This is a genomic window from Streptomyces sp. NPDC002520 (assembly GCF_053595235.1).
The window spans coordinates 79,848-96,227 of the sequence record NZ_JBSFXG010000029.1; the positions used below are offsets into that span (position 1 = coordinate 79,848).

The window sequence follows — 16,380 nt, forward strand, 5'->3', positions numbered from 1 at the left end:
GGAGGTCCGCAATGGCGACGCTGCTGTCCGTCAACGTGGGGATGCCCAGGGATGTCTCCTGGCAGGGCAGGACCGTCCGCACCGGAGCCTGGAAGTCCCCTGTGCACGGCCCCCGGATGGTGCGACGGCTGAACATCGACGGCGACGGGCAAGGAGACCTGGCCGGGCACGGCGGCGACATCCGCGCGGTCCTCGTCTACCAACTGGAGTCCTACCAGTACTGGCAGAAGCACCTGGGCCGCGACGATCTGACCTTCGGGATCTTCGGGGAGAACCTCACCGTCGACGGACTGCCGGACGACGACGTGTGCATCGGCGACCGGTACCGCATCGGCGAGGCCGAATTCGAAGTCACCCAGCCGCGCGTCACCTGCTACCGCGTCGGCATGCGTCTGGGCGAACCGAGCATGGCCTCCCTCATGGTCGCCCACCACCGCCCCGGCTTCTACCTGCGCGTCCTCGCCGAGGGACGCGTCCAGGCCGGCGACGAGATCACCCTGATCCGCAAGGGGCCCGAAGAGCTCAGCGTCGCCGACACCGACGCGTTGCTCTACCTCCCCGACCGCGACCCCGCGCAACTGCTCAGAGCGCTCGCCATCCCCGCACTCAGCCCGGGATGGCAGCAGTCCTTCCGCAAACTCGCCGCCGCCCGGACCCCCGGACAGGAGCCGGGGTGGCCGGACGAACTCGCCGGCACCCGGCAGCCGGGAGAAGCACCGGGATGGCCGGGCTTCAGGACCATGCGCGTCGCCCGCATCGTCCCCGAGACAGCCACCGTCTCGTCGGTCTACCTCGACACCACCGACGGCACGCCCCTGCCCGAGGCCCGTGCGGGCCAGTACCTCTCCCTCCGTCTCACCGTCGACGACACCGGCCCCGCGGTGCGCAGCTATTCCCTCTCCCGCGTGCCCACGGCCGACACCTACCGCATCAGCGTCAAACACGAGGCCCATGGGAAGGTCAGCGGCTACCTCCACGACACGCTCCACCCCGGCGACCTCGTGGACATCGCCAGCCCTCGCGGAACGTTCGTACTCGGCGAAGGCACCCGCCCGGTCGTCCTCCTCTCCGCGGGGATCGGCGCCACCCCCGTGCTCGCGATGCTCCACCGACTGGCCGCCGTGCAGGACCCACGCCCCGTCTGGTGGATCCACGTCGCCCACGACCGCGCAGACCACGCCTTCGCGGGCGAGGCCCACGCGCTGCTGGCCCGACTCCCCGACGCCCACGAGCACATCTACTACACCGCCGAGGCCGACGCCCCACGCCCCGACGAGCGCCACGTCAGCCAGGGCCGCCCGACCGCCTCGTCGCTCGCGGCGCTGGGCGTTCCCCGCGATGCCGACGCCTACCTCTGCGGACCGCCCGCCTTCATGGAAGACCTGAGCGGTTACCTGCGCGACCAGGGGCTGCGCCCCGAGCGGATCCACACGGAACAGTTCAGCGCTCTGCCCGCCATCAATCCCGGCGTGGCACCGACCGCCGCCGTCCGGCCGCACCAGCCACCCGGCCCACCGGGCACCGGCCCCCTCATCACCTTCGCCCGCAGCGGCATCACCACCCGATGGTCGCCGACACACCTGTCTCTCCTCGAGCTGGCCGAAGCCTGCGACATCCCCACCCGCTGGTCCTGCCGCACCGGGGTGTGTCACACCTGCGTCACCCACCTGGTCTCGGGCGACGTCGACTACACCACCGCGCCTCTCGAACTTCCCGAGCCCGGCGCCGTACTCGTCTGCTGCAGCGAGCCGACCGCCGATGTCGTCCTCGACCTGTAAGCCATGAGCGGGAGAGTCGAGCGGCTCGGCACCGCGGGACAGCGGCCGTCCGGACGCCTTCGAGCCGCACATCGGGCTCCACCGACCGCGCGTCGTTCGACGGTGGATCCGCCGGTGGTTCGCGGACCTCGTCATCGGACGAGGCGCCCCACCGCCCACGGCATCAGCTCCGCCGCGAGCGCCTTGCTCCATGGGCGTACCAGCTCACGCAGTTCGGCGCACCCGTCGGTGCCCAGAGCCAGGTACGGCGTCGCGGCGAGGCGGTCCGTGACGCGTTCGACGGCCGCTCGGCGTTCCTCGCCCGCCTCGGTGAAGGCCAGGTCCGGGCCGTCGGTCAGCCACCCACGGGAGCGCAGGACGGCAGCCGCTCGCCCCGCGCAGCCCGCGGGGCGAGCGTACGCGCAACGCCCTGATCGCCGCCGCGCGCGAGGTCTTCGAGCGCGACGGCTACCTGGACGCCCGGATCACCGACATCACCGCGGCCGCCCATGTCGCGTCCGGCTCCTTCTGCACCTACTTCAACGACAAGGAGGACGTCTTCCGCGCGCTCGTGGAGATCGTGCAGGAGATTCTCCACCCGCATCTGCGCGAGCGCACCGGCATCACCGACACCCGGCAGCTCATCGACGCGGCCAACCGCGACTATCTGCGCTCGTACAAGAAGAACGCGTGCCTGATGGCCCTGTTCGAACAGGTCGCCCACGTCGACGACGACTTCCGCGCGTTGCGGATCGAGCGCGGCAACGCCTTCGCGCGCCGCAACGCCAAGATGATCAGGGCCCTCCAGGACGGCGGCGAGGCCGACCCCGGCCTCGATCCACTGGTGACGGCCCACGCCCTGTCCGGCATGGTGAGCCGCATGGCCTACAACGTGTTCGTGCTCGGCCAGCGCATCCCCTTCGAGCGGCTCGTGACGACGCTGAACAGGATCTGGGAGAACGCCCTCCGACTGAAGCCCGCGGGCGACGGGTAGGGCCGTCACCGCCGCGATGCTCGTGCCGAGATCGAGCGTGCGCCGACGACAGCCCGGCCACCTGTACGGGCAGCGCCCCGGTCGTACTCAGGTGTCGAGTTCGACGTCGGTCACTCCCCGGCCGCCTCGCGGGCGATCCGGTCGAACTGAGCTCCCATGGCCTCGGCGAGTGCCGTCGCGGCGGAGAGCGGACGGACCATGACCAGGAAGTCGTCGATCCTCCCCTCCTCGTCGAAGTGGAGGAAGTCGCAGCCCTGGAGCTGCTTGCCGTCGACGGTGGCGGTGAAGACGAAGGCGTGGTCACGGCCGTCCGGGTTCGCGATCTCACGGACGTACGTGAAGTCCTCGAAGACGCGGGACACCCCGCGCAGGATCGCGGCGGTGATCGCCTTGCCCGGGTACGGCTTGAAGGCGACCGGGCTGGTGAACACGACGTCCTCGGCGAGCAGCGCCTCCAGCGCGGCGTGGTCCCCGGTCTCGACGGCCTTGCGGAAGGGGTGCACGGGATCACCTCTAGTAAATTATTTGAATAGGTGCGTCGGAGACTGAGGTTACTACTCAACTCCGCGACTAATCAACGACGTGCTAACTTGCCCGCATGGCATTGCGCAACGCGGTGATGGCCGCACTCCTCGAAGGAGAGGCCTCCGGCTACGACCTCGCCAAGGGGTTCGACGCCTCCGTCGCGAACTTCTGGATGGCCACCCCGCAACAGCTGTACCGGGAGCTCGAACGCATGGAGGGCGAAGGACTCATCGCCGCCCGGGTCGTCGAGCAGGAGCGCCGGCCGAACAAGCGGCTCTTCTCCCTCACCGAAGCCGGGATGGAGGCCGTACGTGCCTACGTCGCCGAACCGCCGGGCCGGCCGACGGCGATCCGGGACGAGCTCATGGTCAAGGTGCAGTGCGCGGACGTGGGCGACATCGCGGCCGTACGAGCGGCGATCACCGAGCGCTCACAGTGGGCCGCGGCCAAACTCGCGCGGTACGAGCGGCTCCGGGAGCGCCTTCTGGAGGGGCGCACGGAGGACGAGTACTGCGCGGAGGCCGAACGGATCGGCCCGTATCTGACACTGCTGCGCGGCATGGCCTTCGAACGGGAGAACATCCGGTGGTGCGAGCTCGCGCTCCGCACCCTGGAGCGACGTGCGCGGGCGGCCGACGGGCGGCGCCGCGCCACGTCCGGGAGCTGATTCCCGGGCGCCGCGGCGCACGGCGCGTGGCGCGGTCGGCGTCCCGTCGGCCGCCTCGGTGACGGTGCGGCCTTCAGGTGCGGCCTTCAGGTGCGGCCTTCAGGTGCGGCCTTCAGGTGCGGCCCGGGCCATCGCGTGCACCGGCGCCAGTTCCCGGTCGCCGACCCCGGCGGGGACGGCGCGCAGCAGCGCGCCCACGGTCCCGGCCTGACCGTCGAGGGTGAGGCTGAGGACGTGTTCGGACAGGAGGCCGACGGCGTCGGCCCAGTCGCCGGCGGACTGCAGGTGCTGGATGGCGTCGGCGGTCTGGGCGCGGTCGGCCAGCCAGCGTGCGGCGAGCCGGTGCAGCTCCGGGACGTCCTCGGGTGCCGATCGGCGCAACTCCAGCCGGAGCAGGTCGCGGAACAGGCGGTGGTGGCGGAACCAGGTGCGGCCGCGGTCGAGGGAGACGACGAAGGCGCCCGCGTCCTCCAGCCCCAGCAGGATCCGTTCGGACCCGGCGGCGCCGGTGAGCAGGCCGGCCAGCTCTCCGTTGATCAGGGTTTCGGCTCCTGGCTGAGCTGGCGCTGAAGGCTGCGTGTGAGGTGCTCCGCCATGGCTTCCGCGGCACGGTCGGGCTTGCGGCGCAGGATCGCGCGTACGACACGTTCGTGTTCCGCCAGTGTCGGATCGTCGGCGTTCCTGACACTTCTGAGGCGAAAGACATGCAGGTGGGAGTGGAGCCGCTCCACCGCGTCGGCCAGCAGCGGACGTTGCGAGGCCACCGCGATCGCGTCGTGGAAGCGCTGGTCGAGAGCGGCGAAGTCGCGGTAGTCCGCGTACCGCCCCGTCGGCCCGGGATGGGTCTGCATCTCCTCCACAAGCCGCTCGATGGCGTCAAGTTGTCCGTCGGTGGCGTTGACGGCGGCGAGCGCCGCCGCTCTCGGCTCCAGGAGGAGCCGCATTTCGAAGAGCTCCTGGAGGCCCTCGCGGGTCAGCAACTCCGTCGCCCGGTACCCGGAGAGCGACCTCTTCACCACGAGTCCGTCCGACTCGAGCCTCGCGAGCGCCTCACGGACCGGCGTGGGTGAGACACCGAGGGCGCGCGACAGTGCCTCGATCCCCACGCGTGCACCAGGAGCGATCTCATGGTCCATGACCATGGCCTTGATCTGCTCGTAGACACTGTCCGAAAGGACCTGGCGGCCAGGGCCGGCGGGGTGGCTTCTTCCTTCGGACTCCGGGACTTTGGCAGAGGAACTGTCATGCGGCGGCATCCGTTCTCCTGCTCCTGGTGCTGCGGGGTTGTCGGGGCGAGAGCAGTTTACCGAGGTGAGGGCGTTGCCCGGCGCCTCCTCGGTCGCGCTCGGGGCAGGTGCCGGCGGCGTCAGGGCACGCGAAGCCGGTAGGCGTTCGCGGCCGTGCCGCCGAAAACACCACCCCGCTCCGCCACGCTGAGCCCGGCCGTCAGGGCACGGGCCGCGTCGAGCACCTCCGCGTAGTCGGCGGCCAGTGTGCACACGGGCCAGTCGGAGCCGTACATGACCCGGTCCGGTCCGAAGGAACCGAGCACCGTCTCGGCGAACGGCCGCAGGTCGTCGACTGTCCAACCCTGCCAGTCGGCCTCCGTGACGAGGCCGGACAGCTTGCAGAAGGTGTTGGGTTCGGCCGCCAGGTCCCGCAGTTCTGAAGCCCATGGTTCGAGCGCACCCGCCGCGATACCGGGTTTGCCGATGTGGTCCAGGACAAACCTGAGGCCCGGCAGACGACGGGCCGCGGCGGTGGCCGCGGGCAGTTGGTGCGGGAGGATGACGAGGTCGTAGGCCAGGCCGGCGTCAGCCACGGCGGAAAGACCCCGCAGGACGTCGTCCCGCACCAGCCACTGCGGGTCGGGTTCCGACTGCACCTGGTGCCGGATGCCCACCAGCCGTCCGCCACCCGGCAGTTCGCGCAGCCGGGCCAGCGTGTCCGCCACATCGGGAGCTGTCAGGTCGGTCCATCCGACCACCCCGGCGACCAGCGGGTCAGCGGCCGCCTGCGCCAGCATCTCGGGGGTCTCCTCCGGGACCGTCACGGTCTGCACCATCACGGTCGCGCCGACTCCGGCGCGCTCGGCCGGCGGACGCAGGTCCGACAGCGAGAAGGTCCGGCGCAACGGCGCGAGTTCGGGACCGGTGATCCATTCCTGGTCCCGCACGGCCAGGTCCCACACATGGTGGTGGGCATCGATGAGCGGCGTGTCGCTCATGCGGTTCACTCCTTTCTTCTCCGGTCTTCTCCGGTCTCACCATGCGTCCTTGTGGTCTCACGGCATGAGGAACACCTGCTCCGTCGAGGCCCACCACTCTCCCGGTGCCGCCTCCTCCACCGGCTGCTGGCAGGGTGCGGTGAGCCGCCACCAGGCCTGCGTCGCCTCGTCGGCGGCCATGCGGGCCGTGTCCGCGGCCAGATCGTCACCGTGGTACTCGAAGTAGCCGAACAGCAGGTCGCCGAGCAGGTGGATCGAGTAGTTCCTGATGTGACAGTCCCGCAGTGTGTCCAGCACCGGCTGGGGAACCTCACGGTGCAACTCGCGGTACCTCTCCAGCTGCTCGGGACGGACCCTGATCACCTGTGCCACGCGCTTCATTCCGCGTCCTTCTCCCCGGTCACTGCCGAGAGCGCGCGGTCGTGGATGATGCGGATGATCCGGCCGCTCATCCGCTCGTAGTCACGGTCGTTGTCGACCTCGCCGCGGATCCGGTGGTCGGCCATGACGAGGACGCGGTCCGCCAGCGTGATCATCTCGGTGAGGTCGCTGCTGATCAGCAGGATCGGCAGACCGCCGCGGGCCAGCTCCCAGAGGAGTTCGTGGAAGCCGTGCTTGGTGCGCACATCGACACCCACGGTCGGCTCGTCGACGATCAGCAGCCGGGTGTCCGCCGCGAGCCATTTCGCCAGACTCAGCTTCTGCTGATTGCCTCCGGACAGTTCACCGGCGTTCTGGTCGAGCCCCGACACACGGATGCCGAGGCGGTCGACCAGATCCTGCGCCACGGTCCGCTCTTCGGCGGCGGGGACGAACCCGAGGGCATTGGCCAGCTCCTTCCACACGGTGACCGTGATGTTCCTGAGGATGGGCTGTTCCAGGAAGAGGCCCTCTTCCTTGCGGTTCTCGGGCAGGTAGCCGATGCCGAGCTCGTGCAGCGCCTGGCGGGGGGAAGCGATCCGGGCCGGCCTGCCGTGCACCCTGATCTCGCCACCGATGACCCGGCCGAGGCCCAGAACGGCCTTGACCAGCTCGCTGCGTCCGGCGCCGACAAGACCGTAGAGACCGACGATCTCACCGGGCCGTACCTGAAGGGAGATGTCCCGGTGGCCGTCGGCGGTGGAGATCCCGTCGAGCGCGAGAACCGGGGTGGCCGTCCGGTCCGGGGTGCGCGGCCGCATCTCGGCCGCCGTGTGCGCACGGCCCACCATCAGGTTGACGACGTCGTCGTGCGTGTGGCCGGCGAGCGGTGCGGACTCCAGCACCGACCTGCCGTCCCGCAGCACGGTGACGGTGTCGCAGATCGCGAAGACCTCCTCCAGCTTGTGGCTCACGAAGACGACGCAACGGCCACGGGCCGTCAGCCGCCGGACGACGTCGAAGAGGCGCTCGGCCTCCTGCGGGGACAACGAGGCGGTCGGCTCGTCGAGAAGCAGCACCTCGCTCTTGGTGTGGAGCGCCTTGGCGATCTCCACCAACTGCTGCTGCGCCACGGACAGTTCACGGACCTCCTGGCGCGGATCGAGGTCCAGACCGAGCTCCGCGAGGCAGCTCAGGGCGGGCGCGTTCATGGCCTCCCGGTCGACGATCCCTCGGCGCGAGGGAGGGCTCTGCAGCGTGATGTTCTCCGCCACCGAGAAACCGGGTATGAGGTTGCGCTCCTGGTGGACGACGCCGATGCCGGCCCGGGTGGCCTCCAGCGGCGAGCGCAGGTGGACCTCCTCGCCACGCCAGGTGAGGCGGCCGCTGTCGGGCGTGTGGACGCCGGTCAGGACCTTGATGAGGGTGGACTTCCCCGCACCGTTCTCGCCCAGCAGCGCGTGCGCGGATCCGCCCGTCAGGCGCAGGCCGACGCCGTCCAGGGCCCGTACCCCGGGGAAGACCTTGACGATCTCCCGGCATTCGAGAAGGACGTCGCTCATCGCGCTCCTCCCGCGTTCGGCAGGGCGGCGTCGGCCGTCGGTCCCCGGCCGACTGGTGCCGACGGGGTACGCCCTTGTGCCGTGCCCTTCTTCGCCAGACGCGTCTGGTGGACGTGACCGCCGACCACCGTGCCGAGCACGACCAGGCCGATCAGGAAGTTCACCCAGCTCGGGTCGAGCGAGAACTGGGCGCGCGCGGCGTCGATGAGCCGCATGACGAACGCCGCCAGCACCGTGCCGAACACCGCGACGGAGCCGCCGTTCAGCGCCACGCCTCCGATGATCGGAGCGGCGAAGCTCGGCAGCAGCCAGTCCCCGCCGACACTGCTGTTGACACCGGGCAGCGAGGCCGTCGCGGTCACCGCGGCGATGCCGACCAGGAGACCGGACAGGGTGTGGGCGAGCACGATCTGCCGGTCGGTGGAGATGCCCGACAGTCTCGCCGCCAGCGGGTTGCCGCCCGCCGCGAGGAGTCGCCGGCCGGCGGTCGCGCGGTACATGAACGCGGCCAGCAGGGCCGCGGCGGCGAGCGCGGTGAGGAACACCAGCGGAAGGTTCAGCGGGGCCGCCCGGCCGAGGTCCTTGAGGGCCGGTGAGTAGCCGTCGACGGTGCGGGTGCCGACGAGCCGGTACTGGGCTCCCAGCAGGATGGTCATCGTCGCGAGCGTGACGATGAAGCCGTTGATCCGCGTCGCCACGATGAACACGCCGGTCACCAGGCCGACCAGTGTCGCCGCGAGGACGCCGGCCGCGACGGCGACCGGTGCCGGGAATCCGTCGTCGGCCATGAGGACACCCATCAGACAGGCCGTGCAGCCGCCCAGAGCGCCGACCGCGAGATTGAGCTGCCCGACGCACAGAGCGGCCATCTGGGCGAGCCCGATGAGGATGGGCGTCGCCAGGTACTGCAGGAAGGTCCGTACGGACGGCCCCTGGAAGAACGCCCCCGACGAGGCCGCTCCCAGGGCGAGATATCCGGTCAGCGTCACGCACAGCAGCGTCATGGTCGTGGAGCGGGTCAGGCGGCGCAGGACCTCGCCGGTACGGGCTCCGCGACCGTCGGTCGTGATCATGTCGAGCGCACCACCTTGCGATAGGACACGACGGTGCGCACCCGGTCGGCCGACAGGGCCAGCAGAAGGACGCAGCCGAGGTAGATGTTCAGGCTCTCCAGGCCGACACCGAGCAGATCCAGGCCCTTGCGGATGACACCGACCAGGGAGGTGCCCAGCAGTGCGCCGAGTACGGAGACGACGCCACCGGTGAGGAGCGTGCCGCCGAGAACCGCGCCGAGGAACGAGGGCAGCATGAAGTCGTCGCCGATGGCGGCGCTGAACGTACCGGTGCCGGCGGCGGCCATGAACCCGGCGAGCGCGGCGAGCAGTCCGGAGAGGCTGTGCGCGAGCATCACGCGGCGGCCGGTGGGGATGCCCGACAGCTCCGCCGCCGCCGGGTTGGCCCCGGTCAGCAGCAGCTCGCGGCCCACGCGGGTGCGGGTGTACAGGAGACCGAGGCCGCCCAGCGCCAGGACCGTGAACTGCGCCAGCTGCGGGACGGCCGGGGATCCGCAGACGGGACCGACGCAGATGTCGGCGAGCGAGCTGGAGCGCAGGTCGCCGAACCCGCCGGGCTGCGTGGTGAAGGCCGCGTTGTCGGTCAGCGCCGAGTAGAGCAGGGAGACCAGCCCCAGCAGGGCGAAGTCCATGGCCAGGGTGACCACGAAGGAGCTCACGCCGGTACGGGCGATGATCCAGCCGGTCAGTGCGCCGATGACGGCGCCGGCGAACAGGCAGAGCAGCAGGCCGAGTGGGAGCGGCAGATGAAGCCGGTCGTACCCGAAGCCCGCGGACAGGGCGCCGAAGGCGGCCATCCGGCCGACGGCGAGGTTCATGTGCCCCACGGAGAGGACCACCATCTGGGCGAGCGCCACCACGGTCAGCGTCGAGATGTCCCGCAGCAGGGGGAACAGCACGAGCCGCTGGTCGAGGAACGCCGGCCGCAGGACGCCGAACAGCGCCGCGAGGGCAAGGGTGAGCACCAGGAGTCCGAGACGCTGGTTCACCCAGAACGGCAGCCGCCGCGCGGGCTGTCGCGCGGCGTCCGCCCCGTCGGCCCGGCTCTCGTTCTCCGGTGTCATGACGGGCGCCCTCATGCCACCCTCCGGTCGTCGACGGCGTCCATGTCCCAGTCGATCCCGATGCCCGGCACGTCCGGTGCCACCGCCAGTCCGTCACGGACCGTCAGTTCGGTGCGGGTCACCGCTCTCAGCTGCGGGATGTACTCGACGAACATGCCGTTGGGCACCGCGGCGGCCAGGCTGACATGCAGTTCCATCAAGAAGTGCGGGCAGACCATGGCGTTGTGGCTCTCCGCGGTGTGCGCGACCTTCAGCCACGGCGTGATGCCGCCGACGCGGGCGGCGTCGACCTGCACGACGGAGGCGGCGCCCGACTCCAGGTACGTACGGAACTGCATGGCGGAGTACAACGACTCGCCCACGGCGAGGGGAATCCTCGTCGCGGCCGCCAGGCGGGCGTGTCCGCTGACGTCGTCGGCCGGAAGGGGCTCCTCGAGCCAGTACGGGCCGTAGGGCTCGAGGGCGGCTGCGAGGCGGAGTGCCGAGGAGACGGTCCCTGACTGGTTCGCGTCCGTCATGATGTGCAGCGACGGGCCGACCGCCTCGCGGACGGCCCGCAGACGCTCGGCGTCCTCGGCCACGTTCGGCTTCCCCACCTTGATCTTGACGCCCGCCCATCCGGCCTCCTGCGCCTCCCGCGCCGAGTGGACCAGGTCGTCGGTGCTCAAGTGGAGCCAGCCGCCTTCGGTGTCGTAGAGCGGGACCTCCTGGCGGTGGCCGCCGGCCAGCCGCCAGAGCGGCTCACCGGCGCGCTTGCACCGCAGGTCCCACAGGGCGGTGTCCACGGCGGCGAGGGCGAGTGAGGTGATGGCTCCGGTGGTGGTGGCCCGCGTCGTGGCGAAGAGCCGCTGCCACAGTGCTTCGACGTTGCGGGCATCCGCTCCGACGAGGAGGGGCAGCAGGTGCTCCCGGAGCAGGGCCAGGACGGACGAGCCGCCGGTGCCGATCGTGTAGGCGTAGCCGGTGCCCCGCAGGCCGTCCGCGGTGGTGACGTCGACGAGGATGGTCTCCTGCTTGACGAAGGACTGCACGGCGTCCGTGCGGTCCTTCTCCACCGCGATGTCCGCCAGCAGTGCCGTGGCGGTCGTGATGATGGTCATCGTGCGAGGTCCCCTCTCCGTAGCGCCGGCGGTGGTCACTTGCAGGTCAGGACCGTGTCCCCGAACTGCTTCTTGAGCTGTTCGGTCTTCGCCTCGCGAGCCGCGCCGTAGGTGGCGACGTTCGTCTTGGTGACCACGAACGAACCGGAGTCGATGATCTGGCCCGGGTGGCGCATGGTGCACTGCTTCGTCTGCAGCAGCGCCAGCGCCCAGGTTCCGACCTCGGCCTGTCCCACGGGGTTCTGGACCACGGTGGCGGCGACCGAGCCGTCCTTGATCGCGCTGAGGATCTTGGCGTCGTCGTCGATGGCCACGACCTTGGCCCTGGATCCGGAACTACTGACCGCGTCGGCGGCGGCGACGGCGGGGTTGTAGGCGGTGGTGACGATGCCCTGGATCTGGTTGCCCTTGGCCGCGAGCAGGTCGGAGACCGCCTTCTGCGCGGTCTGCAGGTCCTTGTCGACGTCGGTGATGGTCTGCAGCAGTTTCACCTTGCCCCCGGACTCCTTCACCGCCTGGTCGACACCCTTGATGCGCAGTTGCGTGTTGGCGTCCACGTTGTTGCCGGTGAGATGGACGAGCGTGCCCTTGCCGCCCATGGCCCGGATCGCGGCCTTGGCCGCCTTGTAGGCGGCGACCTCCACGTCCGTGGACAGGCAGAAGTCGGCCTTGTCGGTGCCGCCGGCCGGGCAGGAGGCGAGCGAAGCCACGGCGAAGCCCTGCGACTTGAGGTCCGCGAAGGTGGTGTTGATGTCGGTGGGCGAGACCCCGAAGATCCCGAAGGCGTTGTAGCCGCGGGCCGCGAGCGTGGAGAGCAGGTTGTTCTGTTTCTGCTGGTCCCACTCGGAGGTCTCGTCGAAGGTCACGTCCCCGAGGCCGTACTCCTTCTTCGCGGCGGAACCCGCCGCCTTCCAGGGCTGGAAGTACGGGTGGGCGCCGCCGGGCACGAGGGCCACCTTGGTGCCCGACCCGTCGGCCAACTCGGCTGTTCCCGTACCGGCCTTGCCGGACGTGGGCGCCTGGGTGGCCGAAGGCCCGTCGGAGGACTTGATGGTGCAGGCCGCCGAGGCCGACATGAGCACGGCGACGGCGGCAACTCCTGACAGCACGGAACGGGTCGGGGGACGCATCTCCACCACTCCCGAATCAAATAGGAAATCGGTACGGCGATGTTCAGCCGCCCACCGCCGCCCGTCAACCCTCTGAACCGAGCGATCGATGACGATTTCCTTGGTGCAGCAGCTCAAGGCGCCGAACAAAGGGCAGTTGGACGTGACGGAGGAGTACTGGAACAGGCCCGGTCGACCCACCGACCGACCGCCGCACACTCGGATCCAGGGCAGAAATCGTATAGGAAATCGAGGTCTCAGAGAGTGTCAGAGGGTGTCAGAGGGTGTCAGTGTCGTCCGCCGCGATGTCCTCGACCCTGATCAGGTGCACGGACGTGCTGGACCAGTCACCGGCCGGCAGCTCGGGCGTGATCCCGTATCCGGTCAGTACGGCCGCGTGATGCACGGCGCCGGTGGCGGCGTCCCGGTAGCGCGCGGCGGGGTCGAGGCCGGCGAGCCTGAGGGCGGGGCGCGGTGTGCCGTGACGGGGCGCCCGCTGCCAGACCAGGACGAAGACCTCCCGCCGGTCCGTGGTGGTGTACTGCACCGCGGTCGGTCCGTCGTCGACGGGACCGCGCAGCCGGTGCAGGGTGCCGTGCTGCACGATGTGACGGACCTTCTTGTACTCCGCCACCAGCTCCGCGCCCTGGGCGAGTTCCTCCGGTGTCCAGCGCGCGAGGTCACCGCCCACCGCCAGGACCCCCGCCATCGCGACGTGGAAGCGGTAGCGCAGGGGCACCGAGCGGCCGGTGAGCTGGTTGGGCACATCCGTCACCCAAGCCGCCATCACCCGGGCCGGGTAGATCTGGCCGAAGCCGTGCTGGACAAAGACCCGGTCCGCCGCGTCGGTGTTGTCGGACGGCCACGCCTGGTCCGTACGGGAGAGGATGCCCAGGTCGACGCGGCCCCCGCCCCCGCTGCACGTCTCGATGCGCAGCCCGGGGTGGTCCGCGCGCAACCGGTCGATCACGTCGTAGAGGTGGTGCACGTACCGCGTCCACAGCTGGTCCTGGCCGTCCGGACGGGCGGGCCAGCCGGCCTCGCTGAAGGCGCGGTTCATGTCCCACTTGAGGAAGTCGATCCCGTTGTCCGCGACCAGCCGGGTCAGCCATCCGTACGCCCACTCGGCGACGTCGTCGCGCGCGAAGTTGAGCACCAGTTGGTTGCGCAGTTCGGTCCGGGTGCGGTGCGGGAAGTGCATCACCCAGTCGGGGTGCGCGCGGTAGAGGTCGCTGTCCGGGTTGACCATCTCGGGCTCCACCCACAGGCCGAAGCGCATGCCGAGCCGGTGGACCTCCTCGGCGAGCGGACCCAGCCCCCGCGGGAACCGCGCGGAGTCCGGTGTCCAGTCGCCGAGTCCCGCGGTGTCGTCGCGGCGGCCCCGGTACCAGCCGTCGTCGACGACGTAGAGCTCCACCCCCAGCTTCGCCGCCCGGGCGGCGAGTGCCTTCTGACCGGCCTCGTCGACATCGAAACCGGTGGCCTCCCAGGAGTTGAACAGCACGGGGCGCGTCTCGTCCGGGTGCGGGAGCACATGGGCCAGGACGTACGCGTGCCAGGCGCGGCTCGCCGCGCCGAAACCGCGGTCGGTGTACAGGGCCGCGAAGCGCGGGGTCGCGTACTCCTCCCCGGGGCCGAGCGACAGCTCCGCCGCGTCGTGTCCCGCCCCGCCCGTGAAGGACGTCCGTCCGTCCGGCGTACGCTGCACGAGAAGGCGCCAGCTTCCGCTCCAGGCCAGGGCGGCGCTCCACACCTCGCCCCCGTCCTCGGTGGCCTCGCCGGCGTCCAGCATCAGCCAGGGGTTCGCGTGGTGGCTGGTGATGCCGCGCCGGCTGGTCAGCACGGTCTCGCCGTGCGGCACCGGCTCCCGGTGCAGCAGGCTCTCCGCGGACCACTGGCCCGTGACATGACTGATCCGGTAGTCGTCGCGCGGCGGCAGCGTCCAGGCGGCCGAGTCCGCGCGGAGCAGGGCGATCGGCTGCTGTCCGGTGTTGCGCAGCACGGCCCAGCGTTCGATGACGTCCGTGTCGTCGTGGACGCGGTAGTGGAGCGTGACCGCCAGCGGGTAGTGGCGGTCACTGAACTCCAGGGCGAGTTCCGTCGTTCCGGGCGCCGGCTCGCTGATCCGGTGGCCCAGGTGCGCCCACTCGAAGGCCCTGGTGCCGTCGGCGAACCGTACCCGCAGGGACGGCGCTCCGTACCGGGCCCCACCGTCGACGGGCAACTCCTCTCCGGCCGGGGAGCGGCCCTCGAAGCTGCTGATCTCTCCGGTCGGGAGAGGTACGAGCTGACCGGCCGCCGCGAGGGGCAGCCGAGGCCCCCAGGCGAGGTGGCAGGGCGCTCCCGTGTCGTCGATCCGCATCGCGTACGACGTATGCGCGGTGGAGAGCAGCCAGACGCCGCAGGTGGAGTCGAAGGAGATGGCAGACATGGGTCCTCACGTTCGCAGCGTGCCGCACAGGAGCAGTGCGCAGCCAACCCTTCCTTCGATCCCGTGTCAACGCCTGCCCTGGATCTCTGATTTACAGGTTCTTCCTGGTCAACTCATACCCTTGAAATGGATGTTGCTTTCTTCATTGACAGCAAAAAATAACCTCCCTAAGTTTCCGGCCATGCGCTCGCCCCCCTCCCGCGAGGCGGCCCCGGCAATGACGCCGGCCGCGTCCCTCGTCTTCACCACCCTGCTCTCCCACGGACCGCTCACCCGGGCCGAGGTCGGGCGGCGGACCAGGCTCTCGCCGGCGGCCGTCACCAAGGCGGTCCGTCCGCTGATGGAGCTCGGCTACCTGGTCGAGGGTGTGGACGAAGAGGCGCGGCCGACGGTGGGACGTCCGGCCAACCTGGTGTGGGTGGACGGGGGAAGGGCGCTGTTCATCGGGATCAAGGTGACGGGCGACGAGATCATCGCCGTACTGGCCGACCTGTGTTGCCGTATCCGGATCTCCCGGCACGTACCCCTCACGGGCCGTGAGCCGGAGGTGGTGCTCCCCGCCATCACCGCGCTGGTACAGGAGTTGCTCACCGAGGCCGACGGATTCGGTGTCCGGGTACGGGGACTGGGCATCGCGATCTCGGGCGACGTGGACCGCGTCGACGGCGTGGTCCGCTACTCGCCCTTCCTGGAGTGGCGGGACGTACCGCTCGCCGAGCTCGCCGGGACCACGACCGGGCTGCCGGTCACGGTCGACAACGACGTACGGGCGCTCACGGTCGCCGAGCACTGGTTCGGGGCCGGTGTCGGACTCTCGGATTTCGCCCTGGTGACCGTGGGCGCCGGCATCGGCTGCGGCCTGGTCGTGCACGAGCGCGTGGTGTCGGGCGCGCACGGTGTGGCCGGCGAGATCGGGCACCTGTCCCTCGACCCGCTCGGCCCGCTCTGCCACTGCGGCAACCGGGGGTGCGTGGAGGCGATCGCGGCGGACCCCGCGATACTCCGCGCGGTCCGCGCGGCGACGGGCAGGCCGGTGACCGACGCCGCCGAGGCGCTGGACCTGGCGCACGGCGGAGACCCCGGTGTCCGCGCCGTCTACGCACGGGCAGGCGAAGCCATCGGCAAGGCCATCGGCTCCCTGGTGAACATCTTCGGACCCGAGCGGGTGATCATCTCCGGTGAGGGCCTGGCCGCCTACGACCTCTTCGCCGACGGCATCCGGGACGCGTTCGCCGCCTCCGCCTTCGGTACCGCTTCGCAGTGCGACGTGATCACACGTCCCCTGCCCTTCGAGGAGTGGGCGCGCGGCGCCGCGGCCACCGCGATCCAGTCCTTCATGGCGTCGGACACGTACGAGGAGTAGCGATGACGCTGCGGAGCCGCAGCCCGTAGACCGCCGCACGAGCCGGCCGCCGAACACCGCTCCGCGGGCTGTTCGGTGCCGGCCGCCACCCCGGCCGTGCCGGCTCTCGCCGCCCACTTCGCGGGGGCCGCTCCAGAAGGACGGCGGC

The 16,380-nt window shown here is 70.5% G+C and carries 15 protein-coding genes and 2 pseudogenes; 5 read left to right on the forward strand and 12 right to left on the reverse strand.

From position 1 onward, the window contains the following. Positions 1-11 precede the first annotated feature (11 nt). Positions 12-1,778 (forward strand): MOSC domain-containing protein, encoded by a 1,767-nt coding sequence (locus tag ACWD5D_RS32015; RefSeq protein WP_451376273.1) that lies wholly within the window; start codon positions 12-14, stop codon positions 1,776-1,778. Positions 1,779-1,909: 131 nt separating this feature from the next. On the opposite strand, the pseudogene ACWD5D_RS32020 reads toward ACWD5D_RS32015, so the two are convergent. Continuing rightward, positions 1,910-2,137 (reverse strand): annotated as a pseudogene (locus ACWD5D_RS32020) (helix-turn-helix domain-containing protein); the annotation flags it as partial. 53 nt (positions 2,138-2,190) lie between these two features. On the opposite strand from ACWD5D_RS32020, the pseudogene ACWD5D_RS32025 reads away from it, so the two are divergent. Further along, positions 2,191-2,316 (forward strand): annotated as a pseudogene (locus tag ACWD5D_RS32025) (TetR family transcriptional regulator); the annotation flags it as partial. Between the two features lie 21 nt (positions 2,317-2,337). After that, the gene (locus ACWD5D_RS32030) at positions 2,338-2,751 is read left to right on the forward strand and encodes a hypothetical protein (RefSeq protein WP_451376274.1); all 414 of its coding nucleotides are present in this window, start codon (positions 2,338-2,340) and stop codon (positions 2,749-2,751) included. A 110-nt stretch (positions 2,752-2,861) separates the two neighbouring features. Here the strand turns inward: ACWD5D_RS32030 and ACWD5D_RS32035 are convergent, their stop codons facing one another. Continuing rightward, positions 2,862-3,254 (reverse strand): nuclear transport factor 2 family protein, encoded by a 393-nt coding sequence (locus ACWD5D_RS32035; RefSeq protein ID WP_451376275.1) that lies wholly within the window; start codon positions 3,252-3,254, stop codon positions 2,862-2,864. A gap of 95 nt (positions 3,255-3,349) precedes the next feature. On the opposite strand from ACWD5D_RS32035, the gene ACWD5D_RS32040 reads away from it, so the two are divergent. Beyond that, positions 3,350-3,943 carry a PadR family transcriptional regulator gene (locus tag ACWD5D_RS32040; RefSeq protein ID WP_451376276.1) on the forward strand — a complete coding sequence of 198 codons (594 nt, stop codon included), beginning with the start codon at positions 3,350-3,352 and terminating at the stop codon, positions 3,941-3,943. A gap of 99 nt (positions 3,944-4,042) precedes the next feature. On the opposite strand, the gene ACWD5D_RS32045 is transcribed toward ACWD5D_RS32040, so the two are convergent. The 10 genes from ACWD5D_RS32045 to ACWD5D_RS32090 all read right to left on the reverse strand — a co-directional run bounded on the left by ACWD5D_RS32045 (position 4,043) and on the right by ACWD5D_RS32090 (position 14,869). Beyond that, entirely contained in the window at positions 4,043-4,324 is a 282-nt protein-coding gene (locus tag ACWD5D_RS32045; protein ID WP_451376277.1) for a hypothetical protein, read from the reverse strand. Positions 4,325-4,479: 155 nt separating this feature from the next. Beyond that, a complete protein-coding gene (locus ACWD5D_RS32050; protein WP_451376278.1) occupies positions 4,480-5,199 on the reverse strand; it encodes a GntR family transcriptional regulator in 720 nt (239 codons plus the stop codon). Between the two features lie 110 nt (positions 5,200-5,309). Beyond that, positions 5,310-6,170, reverse strand: a complete 861-nt coding sequence (locus ACWD5D_RS32055; RefSeq protein WP_451376279.1) for an amidohydrolase family protein — start codon at positions 6,168-6,170, stop codon at positions 5,310-5,312. Positions 6,171-6,227: 57 nt separating this feature from the next. Further along, positions 6,228-6,551, reverse strand: coding sequence for an L-rhamnose mutarotase (locus ACWD5D_RS32060; RefSeq protein ID WP_451376280.1), 324 nt, complete (start codon positions 6,549-6,551; stop codon positions 6,228-6,230). Beyond that, a complete protein-coding gene (locus ACWD5D_RS32065) occupies positions 6,548-8,092 on the reverse strand; it encodes a sugar ABC transporter ATP-binding protein (protein WP_451376281.1) in 1,545 nt (514 codons plus the stop codon). The genes ACWD5D_RS32060 and ACWD5D_RS32065 overlap by 4 nt, the downstream gene beginning before the upstream one ends. Further along, entirely contained in the window at positions 8,089-9,165 is a 1,077-nt protein-coding gene (locus ACWD5D_RS32070; protein ID WP_451376282.1) for an ABC transporter permease, read from the reverse strand. Before ACWD5D_RS32070 ends, ACWD5D_RS32065 begins: the two co-directional genes overlap by 4 nt. Continuing rightward, complete coding sequence (locus tag ACWD5D_RS32075; protein ID WP_451376298.1) at positions 9,162-10,229, reverse strand: ABC transporter permease; 1,068 nt, start codon at positions 10,227-10,229, stop codon at positions 9,162-9,164. The genes ACWD5D_RS32070 and ACWD5D_RS32075 overlap by 4 nt, the downstream gene beginning before the upstream one ends. 11 nt (positions 10,230-10,240) lie before the next feature. Further along, positions 10,241-11,329, reverse strand: coding sequence for a mandelate racemase/muconate lactonizing enzyme family protein (locus ACWD5D_RS32080; protein WP_451376283.1), 1,089 nt, complete (start codon positions 11,327-11,329; stop codon positions 10,241-10,243). Between the two features lie 35 nt (positions 11,330-11,364). Beyond that, complete coding sequence (locus ACWD5D_RS32085) at positions 11,365-12,459, reverse strand: substrate-binding domain-containing protein (RefSeq protein ID WP_451376284.1); 1,095 nt, start codon at positions 12,457-12,459, stop codon at positions 11,365-11,367. 256 nt (positions 12,460-12,715) lie between these two features. Further along, positions 12,716-14,869 (reverse strand): alpha-galactosidase, encoded by a 2,154-nt coding sequence (locus ACWD5D_RS32090; protein ID WP_451376285.1) that lies wholly within the window; start codon positions 14,867-14,869, stop codon positions 12,716-12,718. A gap of 181 nt (positions 14,870-15,050) precedes the next feature. Here ACWD5D_RS32090 and ACWD5D_RS32095 point away from each other — a divergent pair, with 181 nt between their 5' ends. Further along, on the forward strand, positions 15,051-16,232 hold the full coding sequence (locus ACWD5D_RS32095) for an ROK family protein (RefSeq protein WP_451376286.1): 1,182 nt from the start codon (positions 15,051-15,053) through the stop codon (positions 16,230-16,232). Positions 16,233-16,380 lie beyond the last annotated feature (148 nt).

Coding starts and splice junctions, on each gene's coding strand:
- ACWD5D_RS32015 (WP_451376273.1), top strand. CDS start 12: ATGGCGACGCTGCTGTCCGTCAACGTGGGGATGCCCAGGGATGTCTCC.
- ACWD5D_RS32040 (WP_451376276.1), top strand. CDS start 3,350: ATGGCATTGCGCAACGCGGTGATGGCCGCACTCCTCGAAGGAGAGGCC.
- ACWD5D_RS32050 (WP_451376278.1), bottom strand. CDS start 5,199: ATGCCGCCGCATGACAGTTCCTCTGCCAAAGTCCCGGAGTCCGAAGGA.
- ACWD5D_RS32055 (WP_451376279.1), bottom strand. CDS start 6,170: ATGAGCGACACGCCGCTCATCGATGCCCACCACCATGTGTGGGACCTG.
- ACWD5D_RS32060 (WP_451376280.1), bottom strand. CDS start 6,551: ATGAAGCGCGTGGCACAGGTGATCAGGGTCCGTCCCGAGCAGCTGGAG.
- ACWD5D_RS32065 (WP_451376281.1), bottom strand. CDS start 8,092: ATGAGCGACGTCCTTCTCGAATGCCGGGAGATCGTCAAGGTCTTCCCC.
- ACWD5D_RS32070 (WP_451376282.1), bottom strand. CDS start 9,165: ATGATCACGACCGACGGTCGCGGAGCCCGTACCGGCGAGGTCCTGCGC.
- ACWD5D_RS32075 (WP_451376298.1), bottom strand. CDS start 10,229: ATGACACCGGAGAACGAGAGCCGGGCCGACGGGGCGGACGCCGCGCGA.
- ACWD5D_RS32080 (WP_451376283.1), bottom strand. CDS start 11,329: ATGACCATCATCACGACCGCCACGGCACTGCTGGCGGACATCGCGGTG.
- ACWD5D_RS32085 (WP_451376284.1), bottom strand. CDS start 12,459: ATGCGTCCCCCGACCCGTTCCGTGCTGTCAGGAGTTGCCGCCGTCGCC.
- ACWD5D_RS32090 (WP_451376285.1), bottom strand. CDS start 14,869: ATGTCTGCCATCTCCTTCGACTCCACCTGCGGCGTCTGGCTGCTCTCC.
- ACWD5D_RS32095 (WP_451376286.1), top strand. CDS start 15,051: ATGCGCTCGCCCCCCTCCCGCGAGGCGGCCCCGGCAATGACGCCGGCC.